Raw genomic sequence first — 21,093 nt, forward strand, 5'->3', positions numbered from 1 at the left:
CTCCCTCACGCATGGGCCGGAGCCAGCACCGGCGCATCGACGGGCTTGGCGCCCGCGACGGTCTTGAACACGTTGTAGGCCATCACCAGCATCCCGGTCAGGAACAACAGCCCGCCGAGCACCCGGATGGTCCAGAAGGGGTAGGAGGCCTTCACCGCCTCGACGAAGGCATAGGTGAGCGTGCCGTCGGGGTTGGTGGCGCGCCACATCAGACCCTGCATCACGCCCGAGATCCACATCGAGGCGATGTAGAGCACGATGCCGATGGTAGCGATCCAGAAGTGCGCCGTGACCAGATCCTTCGAGTACATCTCGACCTTGCCGTAGAGCCGCGGGATCAGGTAGTAGAGGGAGCCGATGGTCACCATCGCCACCCAGCCGAGCGCCCCGGAGTGCACGTGACCCACGGTCCAGTCAGTGTAGTGCGACAGGGCGTTGACCGTCTTCACCGACATCATCGGGCCTTCGAAGGTCGACATGCCGTAGAAAGAGAGCGACACGATGAGGAACTTGAGGATCGGGTCGTCACGCAGCTTGTGCCAGGCACCGGAGAGCGTCATGATGCCGTTGATCATCCCACCCCACGACGGCGCGAGCAGGATGAGCGAGAAGATCATCCCCAGCGACTGGGTCCAGTCGGGCAGCGCAGTGTAGTGCAGGTGGTGCGGACCGGCCCACATGTAGGTGAAGATGAGGGCCCAGAAGTGCACCACGGAGAGCCGGTAAGAATACACCGGACGACCGGCCTGCTTGGGCACGAAGTAGTACATCATGCCCAGGAACCCGGCGGTGAGGAAGAAGCCCACGGCGTTGTGGCCGTACCACCACTGCACCATGGCATCCTGCGCCCCGGCGTAGGCCGAATAGGACTTCGGCGTGAGAAGACCGGCGGCAAGCACTGGAACTTCGGCGCTATTGACCACGTGCAGCAGCGCCACGGCGATGATGAAGGCGCCGTAGAACCAGTTGGCGACGTAGATGTGGCTCACCTGCCGCTTGGCGATGGTGCCGAAGAACACCACGGCGTAGGCCACCCACACGAGGGTGATGAGGATGTCGATCGGCCACTCGAGCTCGGCATACTCCTTGGCCGTCGTGAACCCGAGCGGCAAGGAGAGCGCGGCGAGCACGATCACCAGCTGCCAGCCCCAGAAAGTGAAGGCTGCCAAGCCCGGCGCAAAGAGCCGGGTGTGGCAGGTACGCTGCACCACGTAGTAGGACGTGGCGAAGAGCGCCGAGCCGCCGAAGGCGAAAATCACCGCGTTCGTGTGCAAGGGGCGCAAGCGCCCGAAGTGGAACCACTCGCCGAGCTGAGGGAAATTCAGCTGCGGCCAGACCAGCTGGGCGGCGATCAACACCCCGACCAGCATGCCTACGATGCCCCACACCACCGCCATGATGGCGAACTGGCGCACGACTTTGTAGTTATAAGTCGTTTCCGTTTGCATGGTCACCTCTCCAATGAGAACTTACCGAAATCACCCCGGCGCGTCCGCCGACTGCGACAGGCGGTAGGATACGCCGCACGTGCAAAGTCGTGTTGACTTCAGTCAACATTTTAGTCGATGGCGTAGCAAACGCAGGAAAAGTGTGGCGGCGGGGACAAAAAAAGGGGCACGCCCCAGCGTGCCCCAACCCCAACAGAGAGACAAGGAACCCAAAAACGGCTTGGATTCGCACCCAAACCGAGGAAGATTCTATTCCTTGTCTTCATAGAGGTTTTTGACGCAAGTCAAACAACATCACTTTTTTTCTTCATCCGCCGGCTTGCCTGAGGGAGGCACCGCATCGCCGGAGCCGGCCTCGTCCCTATCCTCGAAGAGGATGCGGTAGGCCGGCCCCTGCAGGTCGTCGAACTGTCCGCTCTTCACCGACCACCAGAAGACGAGCCCGATGACGAACACCAGCACCACCGACAGCGGAATCAGGATATAGAGGCTTTCCATCGTCTCACCTCGCGCGCTGCAGGCGCAGCGCATTGAGCACCACGCCCAGGGAACTCGCCGCCATGCCGAGCCCCGCCATCCACGGCGTCACCCAGCCGGCCATGGCGAAGGGGATGGCGAGCAGATTGTAGGCAAAGGCCCAGCGATGGTTCTGCGCCACGATCGCGAGCGTGCGCCGCGCATGGCGTATGGCGCGTGCGATGCCCGAGAGATCGTCGCCCAGCAGCACGACGTCGGCATTGAGTCGGGCGAGATCCGCCCCCCCACCCATCGCCACCGAGACATGCGCCCCCGCGAGCACCGGCGCGTCGTTGACGCCGTCGCCGACCATGGCGACCACCCGCCCCGGCTGCGCCATCACCTGACGCAAGGCGTCGATCTTGCCTTCGGGCGTGATGCCGGCGCGGACCTCGTCGATGGCGAGCGTGCGCGCCACCGTTTCCGCGATCTCCGGCGCATCGCCGGAGAGCAGATGCGTGCGCAAACCGAGTCCATGAAGTTCGTGCAGCAGCTCCGGTACCTCCTCACGCAGGACATCGGACAGACCGAAAACGGCGATCCAGCCGGTTTCGTCCCCCAGCGCCACGCGCGTGAGCGCACGATCATCGCTTGCGCGCGGCATCGCCTCGAGGGACAGCCCAAGCGTCGAGGCCACCCACTCGGGACGACCGATGCAGGTCCGTTTGCCGGCGACCCGGGCACTCAAGCCTTGGCCAGTGATGGCCTCGAATGCCGCGACCGGCACGTTTGCCGGCGCCGTCCCGGTGAACGCGCGTGCGATGGGGTGCTCGCTCGCCGCCTCCAGCGCCGCAGCGAGCGTCTGCGCCTGGCGCGCATCGCGCCCGGGCGCCGGCAAGACCTCGACCACGGTCAGCTGTCCGCGCGTGAGCGTGCCGGTCTTGTCGAAGGCGATGTCGGTGAGCCGCGCCAAGGTCTCGAGGGCATGACCGCGCGTCACCAACACCCCCGAGCGCATCAGGGCGTCGGTGGCCGCCGTCAAGGCCACGGGAGTGGCCAGCGACAGGGCGCAGGGACAGGCGACGACGAGCACCGAGACGACGATGGGAACGATGCGGGAGGAATCGACCCATGCCCACAGCCCGATGGTGATCACGGCCAATCCCAGCACCGCGATGATGAAACGGCTGGCATAGCGGTCGGCGAGCGAGGCAAGCGCCGGTTTCTCGCTCTGGGCGCGCTCCATCGCCCGGCGGATGGTGGCAAGCCGCGTCTCCTCACCGACGCGCTCCACCACGACCTCCAGCACCCCGCCGCCGTTGAGACTGCCACCGAGCACCAGATCCCCTTCGGCCTTGGGGATGGGGCGACTCTCCCCGGTGAGGATGGCTTCGCTCACTTCGCTGTGTCCCAAACCCACGCGTCCATCGACGGGGATGGTCTGTCCAGGACGCACGCGGATGCGATCGCCCGGCGCGAGCCGCGCCACCGGCACCCGTTCCCAGGTACCAGACTCTAGCCGTTCGGTCACCGCAGGGATGACGCGGGCGACTTCTTCCAGGCCACGCACCGCCCGTTGGCGCGCGAGCATTTCGAGGAAACGCCCCCCCAGCAGAAAAAAGGCAAACATCGACACCGAATCGAAGTAGACCTCGCCCTGGCCGCTGACGGTCGCCCAGAGGCTGGCGAGAAACGCCACGCCAATGCCCAGCGCCACTGGCACGTCCATGCCGATGCGCCGCAGCTTCAGGTCGCGCCAGGCGTTGGCAAAAAACGGTCCGCAGGAATAAAACACCGCCGGCAGGGTCAGCACGAGGCTTGCCCAATGCAGCAGGCGTTCGATGTCGGCCGGCATGTCCCCCTCACCTGCCAGGTAAGTGGGAATGGCATACATCATCACCTGCATCGAGGCAAAGCCGGCCACGAAGACGCGCCACAGCATGGAACGGCGTTCGCGCTGGGCCACTTCCTCGGCCTTCTTCGGATCGAAGGGATGGGCGCGATAGCCGATCTCGGCGATCGCCTTGAGGATGCGCGACAGGCTGGTGCGCTCCGGGTCCCAGCGCACCAGCGCACGGCGGGTGGCGTAGTTGATCTCGACGTGGGTGACGCCCGGCTGACGGCGCAGGTGCTGTTCGTTGAGCCAGACGCAGGCCGCGCAGGTGATGCCTTCGAGGATGAGGGTGACCTCGCGCTCGTGCTCGCCCACCGGCCGTGAGACTTGCTCGGTGAGCTCGGGCAGATCGAAGGATTCGAGCTCGCGCACCACCTCGGGCAGGGCTTCTCGCACCGGCTCGGGCATGGCATCGCGGTGGCGGTAGTAGTCGGACAAACCGTTATCGACGATGGCCTGGGCCACGGCGGCACAGCCAGCACAGCACATGCGCCGCGCCCGGCCGTCGATCACCACGGTGAAATGCGTCTGGGGCGGGATCGGCAGGCCACAGTGATAGCAGCTTTCCTCTGCGCCGGCAGCACTCTCCGCCCGCTCCAAAGTGGTCTCGTTCATCCCTGCCTTCGTTCGTCTCCGCTGCGGTTCATTTTGCCCCCATGCGGATGGCGCCGTCGAGGCGGATCACTTCCCCGTTGAGATAGACGTTCTCGACGATGTGCCGCACCAGAACGGCATATTCGGCCGGACGCCCCATGCGCGGCGGGAAGGGTACCATCTTGCCCAGGGACTCCTGCACGTCGGCCGGCATCCCCAACAGCATGGGCGTTTCCATGATCCCGGGAGCGATGGCCATCACCCGGATCCCCCAGCGGGCCAATTCACGCGCCGCCGGCAAGGTGAGCGACACCACTCCCCCCTTGGAAGCGGCATAGGCCGCCTGCCCGATCTGACCGTCGAAAGCGGCCACGGAGGCCGTATTGACGATGACACCGCGCTCCCCCTCGGCATTGGGTTCGTTGGCGCTCATGCGGGCAGCGGCCAGGCGCATCAGGTTGAAGGTGCCGATGAGGTTGATCTGGATCGTTCGGGCGAAAGATTCCAGCCGGTGCGGACCTTCCTTGCCGACGATCTTCTCGGCCGGAACGACGCCAGCACAATTGACCAGCACGTCGAGCCGGCCGAAGCGCTCGTCCGCCGCCGCGACGGCTGCCTTGGCGCTCGCTTCGTCGGTGACGTCGGTGCGTACGAAATAGGCGTTACCAGCCAGTTCGGCGGCCAACGCTTGGCCCTTCGCCTCGTCGAGGTCGGCAAGTACCACTCTGCCGCCACCGGCCACGACCATGCGGGCGGTGGCCGCTCCCAGGCCGGAGGCGCCACCGGTGATGAGAAACACTCCCCCTGCGATCTGCATCGCTCCCTCCCTTATCGTTCGCCGATCTTTGCCGAAAGCGTCACACGGAGAAAGACTGTCCGCAGCCGCAGGTGGTGGTGGCATTGGGGTTGCGAATCACGAACTGCGCCCCTTCGATTCCTTCCACGTAGTCGATCTCGGCGCCGACCAGGTACTGGTAGCTCATGGGATCGATGAGCAGCGTCACGCCGCCCTTCTCGATCACGGCGTCGTCTTCGGCCACTTCCTCGTCGAAGGTGAAGCCGTACTGGAAGCCGGAACAGCCGCCGCCGGTCACGAACACGCGCAGCTTGAGGTCCGGGTTGCCTTCTTCTTCGATCAGCTCGCGCACCTTGGCGGCGGCGCTGTCGGTAAAGATGAGCACGTCGTCGGTCTGGGTTTCGGTCGTCATGATATGGGCTCCTCGTCAGGGTCGTCGCGGGCGCGACGGAGTTATGGACCGGAAATGGCGCGCGCCGTTCCCGTGGTTTCAGGGGCTCACTGGCACCAGGTCTAGCCCCAGGGTTTCCGGAAAACCGAACATCAGGTTCATGTTCTGCACCGCCTGCCCTGCCGCCCCTTTGACCAGGTTGTCGATCACGGAGAGCACGACGACGACGTCACCTCCCTGCGGCCGGTGCACGGCGATGCGGCACAGGTTGCTCGCGCGCACCGAGCGCGTCTCCGGATGCGAACCAGCCGGCAGCACGTCCACGAAGGGTTCTCCGGCATAGCGCTCGGCAAAGAGCGCCTGCACGTCGAGTGACGGGTCCGTGAGCCGCGCATAGAGGGTGGCATGGATTCCGCGGATCATGGGCGTGAGATGCGGCACGAAGGTCAATTCCACCGGCAGGCCGCGGGCGATGCGCTGCAGCCCTTGACGGATCTCGGGTAGATGGCGGTGACCGGCCACACCGTAGGCCTTGAAGTTGTCCGCGGCTTCGGCAAAGAGCGTATGCACTTCGGCCTTGCGCCCGGCACCGGAGACACCAGACTTGCAATCGGCCACCAACCCGTCGCGCGCGACGGCATTCGCCTCGAGCAGCGGCAGAAAGCCGAGCTGCACCGCGGTGGGATAGCAGCCAGGGTTGGCCACCAGACGCGCACGGGCGATCGCCTCGCGCTCGACTTCCGGCAGGCCGTAGACGGCTTCCTCGAGGAGTTCGGGTGCGGCATGCGTCATGCCATACCAGCGCTCCCATTGGTCGACGTCGGCCAGGCGAAAATCCGCTGCGAGATCGATGAGGCGCACTCCGGCATCCAGGAGTCGCCGCGCCTCTTTCATCGCCACGCCGTTGGGGGTGGCAAAGAAGACGAGGTCGCAGCGCTCGAGCCTTGCTTCGTCGGGCGTGGCGAAACGCAAGTCCACGTGGCCGCGCAGACTGGGAAACATCTCGGCCACCGGCATTCCGGCCTCGGTGCGCGAGGTGATCGCCTCGAGCGACACCTCGGGATGGTGGCTGAGCAGCCGCAGCAATTCTACGCCCGTATAGCCCGTGCCACCGACAACCCCTACCTTGATCATCGTCCGACCTCCAAGGATCACCAGATGCGATTATCACCCGGCCGCGATCAAAAATCGAGAGCGCCATCCGAAAACGACGAAAGCCACCGCGGGGGTGGCTTTCCATGAAACGGAACCGACGAAGACGGTCAGCGCTTGGAGAACTGCTTGGCGCGACGGGCTTTGCGCAGGCCGACTTTCTTGCGTTCGACTTCGCGCGCGTCGCGCGTCACGAACCCGGCAGCGCGCAGCTGCGCCTTCCATTCCGGGTTGTAATCGATGAGCGCCCGGGTGATGCCATGGCGCACCGCGCCGGCCTGGCCGGACTCGCCGCCGCCGTCGACATTGACCATGATGTCGAACCGATTCTCGACTTCGAGCAGGCTCAGCGGCTGACGCACGATCATGCGCCCCGTCTCGCGGGAAAAGAATTCGTCGAGCGGCTTGCCATTGACGACGATATTGCCCGAACCCGGCTTGATGAACACGCGGGCGACGGCTTCCTTGCGCCGCCCCGTTCCGTAATTGTACGACACCGCCATCGCTGACTCCTCAGATTTCCAGCACTTTTGGCTGCTGCGCGGCGTGCGGATGCTCGGCGCCGGCGTAGCACTTGAGCTTCTTCAGCATCGCGTAACCCAGCGGCCCCTTGGGCAGCATGCCCTTGACCGCTTTCTCGAGCACCCGCTCGGGATGGCGCTGCAGCAGCTTCTCGAATGTAGTCTCATAGATACCGCCAGGATAACCCGAGTGGCGGTAGTATTTCTTGTCGGTAGCCTTGTTGCCCGTGACGCGGATCTTGTCGACGTTGACGACCACGATGTAATCACCGGTATCGACGTGGGGGGTGTAGATCGCCTTGTGCTTGCCACGCAGGCGGCGGGCGATCTCGGCCGCGAGCCGACCCAGCACCTTGCCCGACGCATCGACGACGAACCAGTCACGCGTGACTTCGTGCGGCTTGGCGGAGAACGTTTTCATGCGTATCCTCGATCATCTCAGGCCCGAGTCTGGCCCTTCTGGAAAGCAGGCGATGTTAGCGCAAGGAGAGCCCCCTTGTCAATCGCATCCTCCAGGGCAGACGAAAAAAAAACGCCGCCTCGAAGAGGCGGCGTTCAATCCACACCAAAGGAGGAGGGTGGAGGAGACACCGGTCGAACCACACAAGTCGTGATTCGTTGATGCGTATGATAGGGATGCCTGGCGTAAAAAGCAAGAAAAAATGGCGCGCTGCACAATAAACTTTTCGATAATAAAATCAGACTCTCTTATCGAGAAATCTCCTACAATCTTGCACTGCGCAAAACACGGAGGATGTGACATGGAATGCACGGTTCGCTGGGTCGAGGGGCGCACTTTTCTGGCGGAGACGGGCTCGGGCCACCTCGTGGCCATGGACGGAGCCCCGGAGGCGGGTGGACGGAATCTGGCGCCGCGCCCCATGGAGCTGCTGCTCGCCGGTGCTGGCGGCTGCACCGCCTTCGACATCGTGATGATCCTGGAAAAAGGGCGGCAGGCGGTGCGCGGCTGCGAAGTACGGCTCGAGGCCGAACGCGCCCCGAGCGACCCCAAAGTCTTCACCCGCATCCGCTTCCACTACGTCGTGCGCGGCCGGGGACTGGATGCGGACCGCGTCGAGCGGGCGGTGAAGCTCTCGGCGGAAAAATACTGCTCGGCGTCCATCATGCTCGGCAAGACGGCCGAACTCGAACACACCTGGGAGATCGTCGAGGAAGCGTGACCCCGCCGCTGGCGGCGATTCAAATGCGGTAGGCGAGCGTGGTCATCACCCTGGAAGCGAGCCTCATCGCGCCGCGGATCGGCGCTGGCAGAGGCCGGGCGCCAAGCGACTCCGCGAGCCGGGCATGTCCCGCCTCGTCTTCCTTCATCTGCTCGAGGATGGCGCGGCTGCGCCGATCCGCCTGCGGCAGCGCCTGCAGATGCCCCTCGAGGTGGCGCTCGACCTGACGTTCGGTCTCGGCGAGAAAGCCCAGGTTCCAGTCGTCCCCTGCCACCCCTGCCGCCACTCCGATCGCCAGGGAACCCAGATACCACAGAGGATCGAGCAGGCTGGTCCGTCCGCCGAGCTCATGCAGACGCGCTTCGGTCCAAGCGAGGTGATCGACCTCTTCGTCAGAGGCGCGGCGCAGCGCCTCGCGGATCGCGGGGTCGCGGCTGGTGAGCGCCTGCCCCTGATAGAGCGCCTGGGCGCAGATCTCGCCGGTGTGATCCACCCGCAACAGCCCCTCCACGTGCCGGCGCTCGGCCTCTTCGAGCGGGCCGCCGGGCAAATCGGCCCCGGGCATGGGCCGGGCACCCCTTGCCGGCGCGAACACGGTGCGCAAGGCGCGATCGAATTCCACGATCATCCGGTCGAGCGCGTCGAGCCGTTCAGCGTCCATGGCGTTCCTCCATTCGCGGCGCGGCAGGCAAGTCGGGCGGCAGTTCCTCGATCAGCTCGCGATACTGCGGCTGGGTGTGCGGTGGCGGCACGTCGAGATAGCGCGACAGTTCGATCAGGGCAAGCTGATAGACGCGGCGCTTGAAGGCGATCACCGCATCGAGCGGCACCCAGTAGTGCGCCCAGCGCCAGGCATCGAACTCGGGGTGTGCGGTGGCGCGCAGACAGACGTCGGAGTCACGCCCCACCAGACGCAGCAGGAACCAGATCTGCTTCTGCCCTCGATAGACATTGCGCCACTGGCGCTTCACCCAGCGCCGCGGCACGTCGTAGCGCAGCCAGTCGCGCGTGCGCCCCAGGATGCGGACGTGCTGCGGCAGCAACCCGACTTCCTCATGCAGCTCGCGGTACATTGCCTCTTCCGGCGTCTCCCCTTTCTTGATGCCGCCTTGCGGGAACTGCCAGGAATGTTCGCGGATCCGTTTGCCCCAGAACACCTCGTTGCGCGCGTTGACGAGCACGATGCCGACGTTCGGGCGGTATCCTTCCCGGTCGAGCATGGTCGTTTCCTCGATTCTTCGTTGCTGCTATTGTTCCATAATGAGGCGTCAAAGGAAAGCGCAGCCTCGCCATCCTTCTCTGCCCTGCCCAGAAGGAAAAGACGCGGAAATCGCTTGACAGTTCTGCGGACGATTCCCTATAATCTTGCCTTCTTCGACGGGTCGTTAGCTCAGCCGGTAGAGCAGCGGACTTTTAATCCGTTGGTCGCAGGTTCGAATCCTGCACGACCCATCTGCAGACACGAAAATCCTCCCCCGCGGGCAGTTACGCCGCACCTCGTGCCTTCTTGCCAGCCGCCTCTCCATGGTCTTTATCCGTATTCGCGGCGCGCGTACCCACAATCTCAAGAACGTCGATCTCGATCTTCCCCAACATCGACTGATCGTCATTACGGGCGTCTCCGGCTCCGGCAAGTCTTCGCTCGCCTTCGACACGCTCTACGCCGAAGGACAACGGCGCTACGTCGAATCGCTCTCCACCCAGGCGCGCAAGTTCCTCGACCAGTTGCCGCGGCCCGAGGTCGATGCGATCGAGGGGCTCTCTCCGGCCATCGCCATCGAGCAGAAGACGCTCACCCCCAGCCCGCGTTCGACGGTGGGCACGCTCACCGAGATCCACGACTATCTGCGCGTGCTCTTCGCCCGCCTGGGCACGCCGCATTGTCCGGAACATCCGGAAGTGGCGCTGACGCATCGCCCGGTGAGCGAGCTCGTCGAGGAGCTGTCGCGCACCCTGGCCGGGCGGCGCATCGCCCTACTCGCTCCTGTCGCGATCGAGGGCGAAGCCGGCGGCACGCTCGTTGCCTTGCGGGCGCAGGGGTTCACCCGCCTCGAAGCCGGAGGCGAGTTCATCGAGCTCGACGGCTTGAAAGAAGCGCCCGCCGGACCGCTGCGCCTGGTGATCGACCGGATCCGCGTGCGCGGCGAGGCAAGAGCCCGGCTCGCCGATTCGCTCGAACTGGCACTCAAGATGGGACACGGGCGCTGCATCGTGCGCAACCTCGACGCAGGCGAAGAGCTGGTCTTCAGCGCCACGCCCTCCTGCCCTCGCTGCGGTTTCACCGCCCCTGCGCTCGAACCCCAGTGTTTCTCCTTCAACCACCCGGCCGGCGCCTGCCCCGCCTGCGAGGGCACGGGACGACAATGGAGACTGGATACCGATCGCCTGCCGGCGGGCGCACGCAGCCTGCGCGAGGGCGCCTTACCCGGGCTCGATGCGGACAATGCCTTCTCGGCGCGGCTGCTGGAGGATTTAGCGGCGCACTACGGTTTCTCCCTGGACACGCCGTGGCAGGAGCTGCCGGAGCCGGTGCGCCGGGTCCTGCTCTTCGGTTCGGGGGGAGAAGCCATCTCCTTTCGCTACCCGCTCGATGGCGGCCGCACGGTAAGCCAGTCCCATCCTTTCGAGGGCTGGATCCCCTATCTCGAGCGGCGCCACCGCCCCGATGAAGACAGAGCGCGCAAGGAGAAGAAGCTGGATCTGCCCTGGCAGGACCTGCCCTGCCCTGCCTGCAGCGGCAGCCGCTTGCAACCCTTCGCCCGGGCCGTGCGCGTGGCGGGGATGAGCCTGCCGGAGCTCACGGCGCTGCCCTTGTCGGGCTGCGCCGCGGCGATCGAAAAAATCTCCGCCGCCTGCGCCGCGCATCCAGTGGCCGAGCTGACGTTGGGCGCGATCCGCTCGCGCCTGCGCTTTCTGCTGCAGGTGGGCCTTGCTTATCTCACGCTCGATCGCGCCTCGCATACCCTCTCCGGCGGGGAAGCGCAGCGCATCCGGCTCGCGAGCCAGGTCGGTTCGGGGCTCACCGGGGTACTCTACGTGCTCGACGAGCCTTCCATCGGGTTGCACCCGTGCAATCAGGACGACTTGCTGCGCACGCTGGAGGAATTGCGCGATCTGGGCAACACCGTGGTCGTGGTCGAACACGACGAAGCGGCGATTCGCCGCGCCGATCACGTGGTGGAGATAGGCCCCGGCGCCGGGCGCGAAGGCGGCGAGATCCTCGTCTCGGGGCCACTGCCGGCGCTACTCGCCTCGCCACGTTCCCGAACCGCCCCCTATCTGAAACGGCCACTGCAGGTGGCCCATCGCCCCCTCCCGCTCCGGGAAGGCGAGCCGATGCTGCGGCTGTACGGCTGCCGCGCCCACAATCTCCAAGGGATCGACGTCGAAATTCCCCTGGGACGGCTCGTCGTCGTCACCGGGGTCTCCGGCTCGGGAAAATCTTCCTTGGTGGAAGAGACGCTGGTGCCGGCCGTCCTCGGACATCTCACTGGCCGCCCATACCGCGCCCCCTGCGATAGGGTTGCGGGGATCGAGGCGATCGACAAACTCATCCGCGTCGATCAGTCCCCGATCGGACGCACGCCGCGCTCGAACCCGGCCACTTACACCGGGATCATGGACGGGGTACGCGAGCTCTTCGCCGCGACGCCCGAAGCGCGCGCCCGGGGCTATCGCGCCGCCCGCTTTTCCTTCAACGTGAAAGGGGGGCGCTGCGAAGTATGCGAAGGCGAGGGCTACCGGCGCATCGACCTCCAATTCCTCCCCGACGTCTACCTGCCGTGCGAGGCCTGCGGCGGGAAACGCTACAACCGCGAGACGCTGGAGATCCGCTACCGCGGACTGAACATCCATGAGGCGCTCTCGCTCACCGTGGAAGAGGCACTGCATCCCTTCGGCTCGCACCCGGCGCTGCGGCGCAAGCTGGAGACCCTGCGAGAACTGGGATTGGGTTATCTGCCGCTCAACCAGCCCGCCACGGCCCTTTCCGGCGGCGAAGCCCAACGGCTGAAACTCGCCGCGGAGCTGATGCGCCGCGACACGGGGCACACCCTCTACGTGCTCGACGAGCCGACCACGGGGCTGCACTGGGCCGACGTCGAGAAGCTCCTCACTGCGCTCTTCGCCCTGCGCGACCGGGGCAATACGGTGGTGGTGATCGAACATCAGCTCGACGTGATCGCCCACGCCGACTGGGTGATCGACCTGGGGCCTGGCGCGGGGGCCGACGGTGGCCGGATCGTCGCCTGCGGCACGCCCGAGACGATCGCCCATCATCCGGATTCCGCGACCGGGCGCTACCTCGCCGGGCGGCTTGCGCAAGGCTGAAAAAAGCGAAACGCCGCACCCGGAAAGCGGTGCGGCGCTCGGTCTGCTCCCCGCCAAGGAGAGAGTGATCAGCCTGCGTTCTGCGCCGGCTGGGCCTCGGCACCGGCACGGTCGACGAGCTCGATGATCGCCATCGGCGCGTTGTCGCCGTCACGGTAGCCGAACTTCAGCACGCGAGTGTAACCGCCGGGACGGTTCTGCACGCGCGGGCCGATTTCGTTGAAGAGCTTGAGCACGATCTCGCGATCGCGCAGACGGGCGAAGGCGAGCCGGTGATTGGCCAGCGTCGGCTTCTTCGCCAGCGTGATGAGCGGCTCGACGAAGCGGCGCAGTTCCTTGGCCTTGGGCAGGGTGGTCTTGATGACCTCTTCGCGCAGCAGGGCGTTGGCCAGATTGCGCATCAACGCCTGGCGATGGCTCGTCGTGCGGTTGAGCTTGCGGTATCCGTTTCCGTGACGCATTGTTCTTTCCTCGTGCGTTGACCGTCAGCCGAGTTTTTCCAAACCGGGCGGGGGCCAGTTTTCCAGTTTCATTCCCAGCGTCAGACCGTGCGCGGCGAGAACTTCCTTGATCTCGTTGAGCGACTTGCGGCCGAGGTTGGGGGTTTTCAGGAGTTCCTGCTCGGTGCGCTGGATCAGGTCGCCGATGTAGTAGATGTTCTCGGCCTTGAGGCAATTGGCCGAGCGCACCGTGAGCTCCAGGTCGTCGACCGGGCGCAGCAGAAGCGGATCGATCGCCGCGCCGCTCTCGGAACGGATGGCAGGTTGCCGCCCTTCGAGATCGGCGAAGACGGAGAGCTGGTCGACCAGCACCCGGGCGGCGTAGCGGATCGCCTCCTCCGGATCGATCGAGCCATTCGTTTCCAGCTCGAGCACCAGACGGTCGAGGTCGGTGCGCTGCTCGACACGAGCGCTCTCGACCGTATAGGCCACGCGCCGCACCGGGCTGAAGGACGCGTCCATCAGGATGTGACCGATGGCACGATCGCCCTCCGTCTTGCGCGCGGAGGCCGGGACGTACCCCCGGCCGCGCTGCACGCGGATCTCCATCTCCAGGCGGCCGCCCTCTTCGACGTGGGCGATGACGTGGTCCCCGTTGATGACCTCGACGCCGTGACCCAGCTGGATGTCGGCAGCGCGCACCACCTTGGGCCCCACGGCTTCGAGGCGCACGGTCGCGTCGTCGCGCTCATGCAGCCGAAACACGACGCCTTTGAGATTGAGCAACAGATCGACGGCGTCTTCTCGCACGCCTTCGATCGTCGAATACTCGTGCAGCAGTCCGGTGATGCGTACCTCGGTGGGCGCGCAACCGGGCAGCGCCGCCAGCAGCACGCGCCGCAGCGCGTTGCCCAGCGTATGGCCGAAGCCGCGCTCGAACGGTTCCATCGTGACGCGCGCCAACACCGGCGACAGATTTTCCACGTCGATGCTGCGCGGTTTCAGCAGGCTATCCAAAGACATCGATGCGTATCCTCAGTTTCTCGTCGCTGCGAGGGGCTTATCGCGAGTAGAGTTCGACCACGAGGTTTTCATTGAGCGTGGGCGAGAGCTCGGCGCGCTGCGGATAGGCCTTGAACACCCCCTTGCCCGCTTGCACGTCGACTTCGATCCACTCGGGAAAACCGCGCTGCGCGGCCGCTTCCAGCGCCGCCTTCACGCGAAGCTGGCCTCGCGCCTTCTCGGTGAGCTCGATCACGTCGCCCGGGCGCACGAGGTAGGAAGGGATGTTGACGCGGCGACCGTTGACCGTCACGCCGTTGTGGCGCACGATCTGGCGCGCCTCGGCGCGTGAGGCGCCAAAGCCCATGCGGTAGGCCACGGCGTCGAGCCGGCCTTCGAGCAGTTGCAGCAGGTTCTCGCCGGTCTGGCCGCGACGGCGGGCCGCCTCGGCATAGACGCGGCGGAACTGGGTTTCCAGCACCCCGTAGAGGCGACGGATCTTCTGCTTTTCACGCAGCTGCTGACCGAATTCGGACAGGCGCTGACCGGAGGTTTGACCGTGCTGACCTGGGGCATAGCTACGGCGCTCGATCGCGCACTTGTCCGTGAAGCATTTTTCCCCTTTGAGGAAGAGCTTTTCGCCTTCCCGCCGGCACTGCCGGCACTTGGGATCGAGATTGCGTGCCACGTTCGACTCCTGTTAGATCCGACGTTTCTTGGGCGGACGGCAGCCGTTGTGCGGAATCGGCGTCACGTCCTGGATGCTGGAGATGCGGATCCCGAGCGCAGCGAGCGCCCGTACCGAGGATTCACGCCCCGGGCCAGGACCCTGCACGCGCACTTCCAGGCTCTTGATGCCGCATTCCTGGGCTGCCTTGCCGGCGGCATCGGCCGCCACCTGGGCAGCGAACGGCGTGCTCTTGCGCGAGCCCTTGAAGCCAGCCGAACCGGAGGTTGCCCACGAGAGCGCGTTGCCCTGACGGTCGGTGATCGTGATGATCGTGTTGTTGAAACTCGCGTGGATATGGGCGATGCCTTCCGCAACGTTCTTCTTGACCTTGCGGCGCACCTTCGTCGTAGTCTTAGCCATGGAACGACCTCATCATTTCTTCTTGCCAGCGATGGTCTTGCGCGGACCTTTGCGGGTGCGCGCGTTGGTACGGGTACGCTGTCCGCGCACGGGCAGTCCGCGGCGATGGCGCATACCACGATAGCAGCCCAAGTCCATCAGCCGCTTGATGTTCATGGTGATCTCGCGCCGCAGGTCGCCCTCGACCTTGTACTTGGCGACTTCCTCGCGCAGGCGCTCGAGCTCGGCTTCGGTCAGATCCTTGACCTTGGCCGTCGGCTGCACGCCTGCGGCCTCGCAAATCTTGCGGGCACGGGAACGACCGATGCCGTAGATCGCCGTGAGGGCGATCTCGGTATGCTTGTGATTCGGGATATTCACCCCAGCGATACGGGCCATCTGCACTCACCCCAAAAAACGAAATTCTCAAGTATAAAAGATTCGCGCCCCGGCTTCAACCTTGGCGTTGCTTGTGGCGCGCTTCCTTGCAAATGACCCGCACCACGCCCTTGCGCCGCACGATACGGCAGTTGCGGCAGATCCGCTTCACGGAAGCTTGGACTTTCATGGAGTTCTCCTTGGATTCTTCACTTGGAACGGAATACGATGCGACCGCGCGTGAGATCGTACGGCGTGAGCTGCACCGTCACCTTGTCGCCGGGAAGAATGCGGATGTAGTGCATGCGCATCTTGCCCGAAATATAGCCGAGGATCACGTGGCCGTTCTCGAGGCGCACGCGAAAAGTCGCGTTGGGCAGCGTCTCGATCACCTCGCCCTGCATTTCGATGACGTCTTCCTTGGCCATCCCTTACTTCCTCCGCAGCGCGCCGGTCTTGAAGTTTGCCTTCTTGAGCAAACTCTCGTACTGGTGCGACATCACGTACGACTGCACTTGCGTCATGAAATCCATCGTCACGACCACGATGATGAGCAGCGACGTCCCGCCAAAGTAGAACGGCACGTTCCACTCGAGGATGAGAAACTCGGGGATCAGGCACACGAGGGTGATGTAGATCGCCCCGGCGAGCGTGAGCCGCATCAGCACCCTGTCGAGATATTTCGCCGTCTGCTCACCCGGACGGATGCCGGGCACGAAGGCACCGCTCTTCTTCAGGTTCTCCGCCGTTTCCTTCGCATTGAAGACGAGCGCGGTATAGAAGAAGCAGAAAAAGACGATGGCCAAGGCATAGAGCAGGATATACACCGGCTGACCGGGCGAGAGCGCCGCCGCGAGATCCCTGAGCCAAGCAAAGCGCTCGCCCGCCCCGAACCACTGCGCGAGCGTGGCAGGAAAGAGAATGATGGACGAGGCGAAGATCGGCGGAATGACACCGGCCATGTTGAGCTTCAGGGGCAGGTGCGAGCTCTGGCCGCCATAGATCTTGTTGCCGACCTGACGCTTGGCGTAATTGACCAGGATCTTGCGCTGCCCCTTCTCGACGAAGACGACGAAGGCCGTCACCAGCACCACCAGGGCACAGACGAAGAGCGCCGAGAGCGGATGCATCGAACCGCTCGAGACGAGCTCGAAGAGTCCGCCCAGAGCCTTCGGCAGACCGGCGGCGATCCCGGCGAAGATGATGAGCGAGATGCCGTTGCCGATGCCGCGCTCGGTGATCTGCTCGCCCAGCCACATGAGGAACATGGTGCCGGTGACCAGCGTCACCACCGTGACGAAACGGAACATCAGGCCCGGCTCGAGCACCAGCCCTGGCTGCGCCTCAAGGGCGACCGCAATCCCCAAGCCCTGCATCAGCGCCAGCGCCACCGTGCCATAGCGGGTGTACTGGGTGAGTTTGCGCCGCCCCGCCTCGCCTTCTTTCTTCAATGCCTCGAGCGCCGGAAAGGCGTAAGACATGAGCTGCACGATGATCGAAGCCGAGATGTAGGGCATGATCCCGAGCGCGAAGATCGTGAAGCGCGACAGCGCCCCGCCGGAGAAGAGGTTGAAGACGCCGAGAATGCCACCGCCCTGCGTCTGAAAGAGCTGGGCGAGCTTGGCCGGGTCGATGCCCGGCACGGGAATGTGCGCGCCGATCCGGAAAACGACGAGCGCTCCCAGCAAAAACCAGAGGCGGCGTTTCAGATCGGCGAACTTCCCGACCGAGGCGTGTTGGGTCGCTTTGGTCACGACGGGCTACCCGCTTCAGGCGTCGACAAGGGTGCCACCGGCCGCCTCGATCGCGTTCCTGGCCCCTTTGGTGGCGGCAATGCCGCGCAGGGTGAGCTTGCGCGTGAGCGAGCCGGCAAGGATCACCTTGGCCGCCTTGGCCGCGCGCGGCACCACGCCCGCCTGCTTGAGCACGAGCAGGTCGATGTCGTCGACCGGGATGCGTTCGAGATCGGAGAGGCGCACCTCGGCGACGTCACCGGCCGTGGGCGAAACGAAACCGCGCTTGGGCAGGCGCCGCTGCAGCGGCATCTGACCGCCCTCGAAGCCGACCTTGTGAAAGCCGCCCGAACGCGATTTCTGGCCTTTGTGGCCGCGGCCGCAGGTCTTGCCCAAGCCCGAACCGATGCCGCGTCCGACCCGCTTCTTCGCCTTCTTGGCCCCCTCGGCCGGTTGAATGGTGTTGAGTCGCATATGTCAGCCCTCGACCTTCAGGAGATAAGAAACCTTGGCGATCATGCCGCGCACCTGCGGCGTATCGGCCAGTTCCACCGTATGGTTGAGGCGTCGCAGGCCGAGCCCGCGCACGGTGGCGCGATGATCCTTCCGGGTGCCGATCAGCGACCGGACCAGGGTCACCTTGACTTTATCGTTCGCCATGGCTCACTCCACGATTTCTTCGATGGTCTTGCCACGCTTGGCAGCGAGCTCGGAGGGGCGGCGGGTGGCCGTCAGCCCCTTGATCGTGGCACGCACGACGTTGTACGGATTGGTCGAGCCGACGATCTTGCAGATGACGTCTTTGACGCCCATCACCTCGAACACCGCACGCATCGCGCCGCCGGCAATGATCCCGGTCCCCGGAGGGGCGGATTTCATCATCACCGTGGAGGCACCGTGCTTGGCGATCACCGTGTGCTGGATCGTGCCGTTTTTCAGGGGCACCTTGACCATGCCGCGCCGGGCCGACTGCATCGCCTTTTGCACCGCTACCGGCACCTCGCGCGCCTTGCCCTTGCCCATACCGATGCCGCCGTCACCGTCACCAACGACCGTCAGCGCCGCAAAACTCAAAATGCGGCCGCCCTTGACGGTCTTGCTGACGCGGTTGATCGACACCATCTTTTCATTGAGCTCGTCCTGCCGCTCCTCTGCAGGCCGCCGCTTGTCTTGCTGATTCCTGGCCATCGCTTTTCCCGTATCAGAATTTGAGCCCGGCTTCGCGCGCGGCCTCAGCCAAGGCTTGCACGCGACCATGATAGAGATACCCCGAGCGATCGAACGCAACCGTCTCGATGCCGATCGCCTTGGCCTTCTCGGCGATGGCGCGGCCGACGAGCGCCGCGGCGGCCTTGTTGCCGCCATTGCTCACTTTTTCGCGCAGGTCCTTGTCGAGCGTAGACGCTGCAGCGAGAACGCGCGAACGGCACGGGGAAATGATCTGGGCGTAGATGTGCGAGTTGGAACGGTAGACCGTCAGACTCGGCACCTTCAGCTGCGCGATCTTCGCCCGGGTTTTGCGGGCGCGGCGCAGACGTGCAAGTTTCTTGTTCATGATCGAATGCCCTTATTTCTTCTTGGTCTCTTTCAAGACCACGATTTCATCCGCATAGCGCACGCCTTTGCCCTTGTAAGGCTCCGGCGGACGATAGGCGCGGATCTTGGCGGCTTGCTGACCGAGCTGCTGCTTGTCGGCCCCTTTGAGCACGATTTCGGTCGGCTGAGGCACTTCGGCCTTGATGCCGGCAGGCAGCTCGTGCTCGATCGGATGCGAGTAGCCCAAGGAAAGGTTCAGTTTGTTGCCCTGGAGCTGCGCCCGATACCCCACGCCGACCAGGGTAAGGCGACGCTCGAACCCCTTGGCCACGCCATGCACCATGTTGGCGAGGATGGCACGGGCGGTACCAGCCTGAGCATCGCTGCCGGGAAGTTTTTCGTCGGCCTCACAGCGCAAGACGTTACCTTCCTTGACGATGCGTACGGCCGGATTGAAGGCGAACTCGAGTGCACCGAGCGGCCCCTTGACCGCCACGCGGCTGCCGTCGATTTTCACCTCGACGCCACCCGGAACCTCGATCGGTTGTTTTGCGATACGCGACATCTCGATCTCCCTTAGGCGACGTAACAGAGCACTTCGCCGCCAACCTGCGCCTTGCGGGCGGCACGATCGGTCATCACCCCTTTGGGGGTCGACACGATGGCCACGCCCAGGCCGTTCATGACCTTGGGCAGCTCGGCAACCGGACGATAGATACGGCGACCGGGACGAGAGACCCGCTCGATGTGTTCGATCACGGGGCGACCGGCGTAATACTTGAGCTTCAATACCAGGGTCGACTTCGGCCCCTCTTGACGCACCTCGAACCCATCGATGTAGCCCTCTTCGTGCAAGACTCGGGCGATCGCGGCCTTGAGCTTGGAGCCGGGAACCTCGACGGTGGGCTTTTCCGCCTTCTGCGCATTGCGGATGCGCGTCAACATATCGGCGATCGGATCAGACATGCTCATCTTCGGACTCCCTTACCAGCTCGCCTTGGTCATGCCGGGGACTTCGCCGCGGAAAGCCATCTCGCGCAGCTTGTGGCGGCACAGCCCGAATTTGCGGAAGGTTCCGCGCGGACGGCCGGTGATCGCGCAGCGGTTGCGCAGCCGCGTGGGACTGGCGTTGCGCGGCAGCTGCTGCAGCTCGAAGCGCGCTTGCATGCGCTCTTCTTCGGACAGACTCATGTCCTGGATTTTGGCGAGCAGCGCTTCACGCTTGGCCGCGTACTTGGCCACGAGCTTGCGACGCTTTTCCTCGCGGTTGATCATCGATTTCTTTGCCATGTCAGCCTCAATTCCGGAAGGGAAATTTGAATGCGGCCAGCAGCGCCTTGGCCTCTTCGTCGGTCTTCGCCGTGGTCGTGATCGTGATGTTCATGCCGCGCAGCGCATCGACCTTGTCGTATTCGATTTCCGGAAAGATGATCTGCTCGCGCACCCCAAGGTTGTAGTTGCCGCGACCATCGAACCCTTTTCCGCCCACGCCGCGAAAGTCACGCACACGCGGCAGCGCGATCGAAATGAGCCGATCGAGGAACTCGTAGGCACGTTCCCCGCGCAAGGTCACCTTGCAGCCGATGGGATAGCCTTCGCGGATCTTGAAGCCGGCAATCGACTTGCGCGCCTTGGTGATCACCGGTTTCTGACCGGAGATGGCGGCAAGATCCTTCACGGCATTTTCCAGAACCTTCTTGTCGGCCACCGCCTCACCCACACCCATGTTGAGCGTGATCTTGGTGATGCGCGGCACTTCCATGATCGACTTGTAGCCGAACTTGCTGATGAGTTCGGGCACGATCTTTTCTTTGTACTGTTGCAGCAACCGGGCCATGTTCGCTCCTTAGACATCCACCAATTCGCCGGTGCTCTTGAAGAAGCGCACCTTGCGGCCGTCTTCCAGCACCCGGATCCCGACCCGGTCGGCTTTCTGGGTCTGCGGATTGAACAAGGCGACGTTGGAGATGTGGATCGGCATCTCTTTTTCGACGATGCCGCCGGGGATTCCGCGCAAGGGATTGGGGCGCACGTGCTTCTTGACGCGATTGATGCCCTCGACGATGAGCTTCTCGTCATTGACGCGGCGCGTCACCACCCCCCGGCGCCCTTTGTCTTTGCCGGCGATCACGATCACCTGATCGCCCTTACGGATCTTCTTCATTGCGACACC

At 64.5% G+C, this 21,093-nt stretch carries 29 protein-coding genes and 1 tRNA gene; 3 read left to right on the plus strand and 27 right to left on the minus strand.

The features are described from left to right. Positions 1-5: 5 nt before the first annotated feature. The 8 genes from ccoN to rplM form a co-directional block, all read right to left on the minus strand. Complete coding sequence (ccoN, locus tag EPD82_RS02665; protein ID WP_141055090.1) at positions 6-1,448, minus strand: cytochrome-c oxidase, cbb3-type subunit I; 1,443 nt, start codon at positions 1,446-1,448, stop codon at positions 6-8. Positions 1,449-1,742: 294 nt separating this feature from the next. Beyond that, positions 1,743-1,946, minus strand: a complete 204-nt coding sequence (gene ccoS / locus EPD82_RS02670; protein ID WP_141055093.1) for a cbb3-type cytochrome oxidase assembly protein CcoS — start codon at positions 1,944-1,946, stop codon at positions 1,743-1,745. A 4-nt stretch (positions 1,947-1,950) separates the two neighbouring features. Next, positions 1,951-4,413 (minus strand): heavy metal translocating P-type ATPase, encoded by a 2,463-nt coding sequence (locus EPD82_RS02675; protein ID WP_141055097.1) that lies wholly within the window; start codon positions 4,411-4,413, stop codon positions 1,951-1,953. A 28-nt stretch (positions 4,414-4,441) separates the two neighbouring features. Next, complete coding sequence (locus tag EPD82_RS02680) at positions 4,442-5,209, minus strand: 3-hydroxyacyl-CoA dehydrogenase (RefSeq protein WP_141055100.1); 768 nt, start codon at positions 5,207-5,209, stop codon at positions 4,442-4,444. A gap of 40 nt (positions 5,210-5,249) precedes the next feature. After that, positions 5,250-5,600, minus strand: coding sequence for an iron-sulfur cluster insertion protein ErpA (gene erpA, locus EPD82_RS02685; RefSeq protein WP_055423463.1), 351 nt, complete (start codon positions 5,598-5,600; stop codon positions 5,250-5,252). Positions 5,601-5,678: 78 nt separating this feature from the next. Further along, the gene (argC, locus tag EPD82_RS02690) at positions 5,679-6,713 is read right to left on the minus strand and encodes an N-acetyl-gamma-glutamyl-phosphate reductase (protein WP_055423462.1); all 1,035 of its coding nucleotides are present in this window, start codon (positions 6,711-6,713) and stop codon (positions 5,679-5,681) included. A 128-nt stretch (positions 6,714-6,841) separates the two neighbouring features. Beyond that, positions 6,842-7,234 carry a 30S ribosomal protein S9 gene (gene rpsI / locus EPD82_RS02695; protein ID WP_055423461.1) on the minus strand — a complete coding sequence of 131 codons (393 nt, stop codon included), beginning with the start codon at positions 7,232-7,234 and terminating at the stop codon, positions 6,842-6,844. A 10-nt stretch (positions 7,235-7,244) separates the two neighbouring features. Continuing rightward, positions 7,245-7,673 (minus strand): 50S ribosomal protein L13, encoded by a 429-nt coding sequence (gene rplM / locus EPD82_RS02700; RefSeq protein WP_055423460.1) that lies wholly within the window; start codon positions 7,671-7,673, stop codon positions 7,245-7,247. A 340-nt stretch (positions 7,674-8,013) separates the two neighbouring features. On the opposite strand from rplM, the gene EPD82_RS02705 reads away from it, so the two are divergent. Continuing rightward, complete coding sequence (locus tag EPD82_RS02705) at positions 8,014-8,433, plus strand: OsmC family protein (protein WP_055423459.1); 420 nt, start codon at positions 8,014-8,016, stop codon at positions 8,431-8,433. Between the two features lie 19 nt (positions 8,434-8,452). Here the strand turns inward: EPD82_RS02705 and coq7 are convergent, their stop codons facing one another. Then, complete coding sequence (gene coq7 / locus EPD82_RS02710; protein WP_055423458.1) at positions 8,453-9,094, minus strand: 2-polyprenyl-3-methyl-6-methoxy-1,4-benzoquinone monooxygenase; 642 nt, start codon at positions 9,092-9,094, stop codon at positions 8,453-8,455. Then, positions 9,084-9,653 (minus strand): RNA pyrophosphohydrolase, encoded by a 570-nt coding sequence (locus EPD82_RS02715; protein ID WP_055423457.1) that lies wholly within the window; start codon positions 9,651-9,653, stop codon positions 9,084-9,086. The genes coq7 and EPD82_RS02715 overlap by 11 nt, the downstream gene beginning before the upstream one ends. A 159-nt stretch (positions 9,654-9,812) precedes the next feature. On the opposite strand from EPD82_RS02715, the gene EPD82_RS02720 reads away from it, so the two are divergent. Then, positions 9,813-9,885, plus strand: a tRNA-Lys gene (locus tag EPD82_RS02720). A gap of 72 nt (positions 9,886-9,957) precedes the next feature. Further along, positions 9,958-12,762 carry an excinuclease ABC subunit UvrA gene (gene uvrA / locus EPD82_RS02725; protein ID WP_141055103.1) on the plus strand — a complete coding sequence of 935 codons (2,805 nt, stop codon included), beginning with the start codon at positions 9,958-9,960 and terminating at the stop codon, positions 12,760-12,762. A gap of 68 nt (positions 12,763-12,830) precedes the next feature. Here uvrA and rplQ read toward each other — a convergent pair whose 3' ends face one another. From rplQ to rplX, 17 genes are read right to left on the minus strand one after another with little or no spacing between them, the layout of a single operon-like run. Continuing rightward, positions 12,831-13,223, minus strand: coding sequence for a 50S ribosomal protein L17 (gene rplQ, locus EPD82_RS02730; RefSeq protein WP_055423455.1), 393 nt, complete (start codon positions 13,221-13,223; stop codon positions 12,831-12,833). A 24-nt stretch (positions 13,224-13,247) separates the two neighbouring features. Continuing rightward, positions 13,248-14,225, minus strand: coding sequence for a DNA-directed RNA polymerase subunit alpha (locus EPD82_RS02735; RefSeq protein ID WP_141055105.1), 978 nt, complete (start codon positions 14,223-14,225; stop codon positions 13,248-13,250). 37 nt (positions 14,226-14,262) lie between these two features. Then, positions 14,263-14,892, minus strand: coding sequence for a 30S ribosomal protein S4 (rpsD, locus tag EPD82_RS02740; RefSeq protein WP_055423453.1), 630 nt, complete (start codon positions 14,890-14,892; stop codon positions 14,263-14,265). A 12-nt stretch (positions 14,893-14,904) separates the two neighbouring features. Continuing rightward, the gene (rpsK, locus tag EPD82_RS02745; RefSeq protein ID WP_055423452.1) at positions 14,905-15,294 is read right to left on the minus strand and encodes a 30S ribosomal protein S11; all 390 of its coding nucleotides are present in this window, start codon (positions 15,292-15,294) and stop codon (positions 14,905-14,907) included. Positions 15,295-15,306: 12 nt separating this feature from the next. Beyond that, on the minus strand, positions 15,307-15,672 hold the full coding sequence (rpsM, locus tag EPD82_RS02750; protein ID WP_055423451.1) for a 30S ribosomal protein S13: 366 nt from the start codon (positions 15,670-15,672) through the stop codon (positions 15,307-15,309). A gap of 55 nt (positions 15,673-15,727) precedes the next feature. Further along, entirely contained in the window at positions 15,728-15,841 is a 114-nt protein-coding gene (rpmJ, locus tag EPD82_RS02755) for a 50S ribosomal protein L36 (RefSeq protein ID WP_028874976.1), read from the minus strand. Positions 15,842-15,860: 19 nt separating this feature from the next. Continuing rightward, on the minus strand, positions 15,861-16,079 hold the full coding sequence (gene infA / locus EPD82_RS02760; protein ID WP_028874977.1) for a translation initiation factor IF-1: 219 nt from the start codon (positions 16,077-16,079) through the stop codon (positions 15,861-15,863). 3 nt (positions 16,080-16,082) lie between these two features. Continuing rightward, complete coding sequence (gene secY / locus EPD82_RS02765) at positions 16,083-17,405, minus strand: preprotein translocase subunit SecY (protein WP_055423450.1); 1,323 nt, start codon at positions 17,403-17,405, stop codon at positions 16,083-16,085. A gap of 15 nt (positions 17,406-17,420) precedes the next feature. Next, positions 17,421-17,858: a 50S ribosomal protein L15 gene (gene rplO / locus EPD82_RS02770; RefSeq protein WP_055423449.1), complete on the minus strand. Its 438-nt coding sequence runs from the start codon at positions 17,856-17,858 to the stop codon at positions 17,421-17,423. Between the two features lie 3 nt (positions 17,859-17,861). Beyond that, positions 17,862-18,044 (minus strand): 50S ribosomal protein L30, encoded by a 183-nt coding sequence (gene rpmD / locus EPD82_RS02775; protein WP_055423448.1) that lies wholly within the window; start codon positions 18,042-18,044, stop codon positions 17,862-17,864. Between the two features lie 3 nt (positions 18,045-18,047). Beyond that, positions 18,048-18,572, minus strand: coding sequence for a 30S ribosomal protein S5 (gene rpsE / locus EPD82_RS02780; protein ID WP_055423447.1), 525 nt, complete (start codon positions 18,570-18,572; stop codon positions 18,048-18,050). A gap of 13 nt (positions 18,573-18,585) precedes the next feature. Further along, positions 18,586-18,939 carry a 50S ribosomal protein L18 gene (gene rplR / locus EPD82_RS02785; protein WP_055423446.1) on the minus strand — a complete coding sequence of 118 codons (354 nt, stop codon included), beginning with the start codon at positions 18,937-18,939 and terminating at the stop codon, positions 18,586-18,588. 12 nt (positions 18,940-18,951) lie between these two features. Further along, positions 18,952-19,485 (minus strand): 50S ribosomal protein L6, encoded by a 534-nt coding sequence (rplF, locus tag EPD82_RS02790; RefSeq protein ID WP_141055110.1) that lies wholly within the window; start codon positions 19,483-19,485, stop codon positions 18,952-18,954. An 11-nt stretch (positions 19,486-19,496) separates the two neighbouring features. Further along, positions 19,497-19,892 carry a 30S ribosomal protein S8 gene (gene rpsH / locus EPD82_RS02795; protein ID WP_141055113.1) on the minus strand — a complete coding sequence of 132 codons (396 nt, stop codon included), beginning with the start codon at positions 19,890-19,892 and terminating at the stop codon, positions 19,497-19,499. A 12-nt stretch (positions 19,893-19,904) separates the two neighbouring features. Beyond that, the gene (gene rpsN / locus EPD82_RS02800) at positions 19,905-20,210 is read right to left on the minus strand and encodes a 30S ribosomal protein S14 (protein WP_055423443.1); all 306 of its coding nucleotides are present in this window, start codon (positions 20,208-20,210) and stop codon (positions 19,905-19,907) included. Positions 20,211-20,217: 7 nt separating this feature from the next. Next, a complete protein-coding gene (gene rplE / locus EPD82_RS02805) occupies positions 20,218-20,757 on the minus strand; it encodes a 50S ribosomal protein L5 (protein ID WP_055423442.1) in 540 nt (179 codons plus the stop codon). Between the two features lie 9 nt (positions 20,758-20,766). Then, positions 20,767-21,084, minus strand: coding sequence for a 50S ribosomal protein L24 (rplX, locus tag EPD82_RS02810; RefSeq protein ID WP_055423441.1), 318 nt, complete (start codon positions 21,082-21,084; stop codon positions 20,767-20,769). Between the last annotated feature and the right edge of the window lie 9 nt (positions 21,085-21,093).

This window comes from Tepidiphilus succinatimandens (assembly GCF_006503695.1).
In the GTDB taxonomy this organism is placed as follows: Bacteria; Pseudomonadota; Gammaproteobacteria; order Burkholderiales; family Rhodocyclaceae; genus Tepidiphilus; species Tepidiphilus succinatimandens.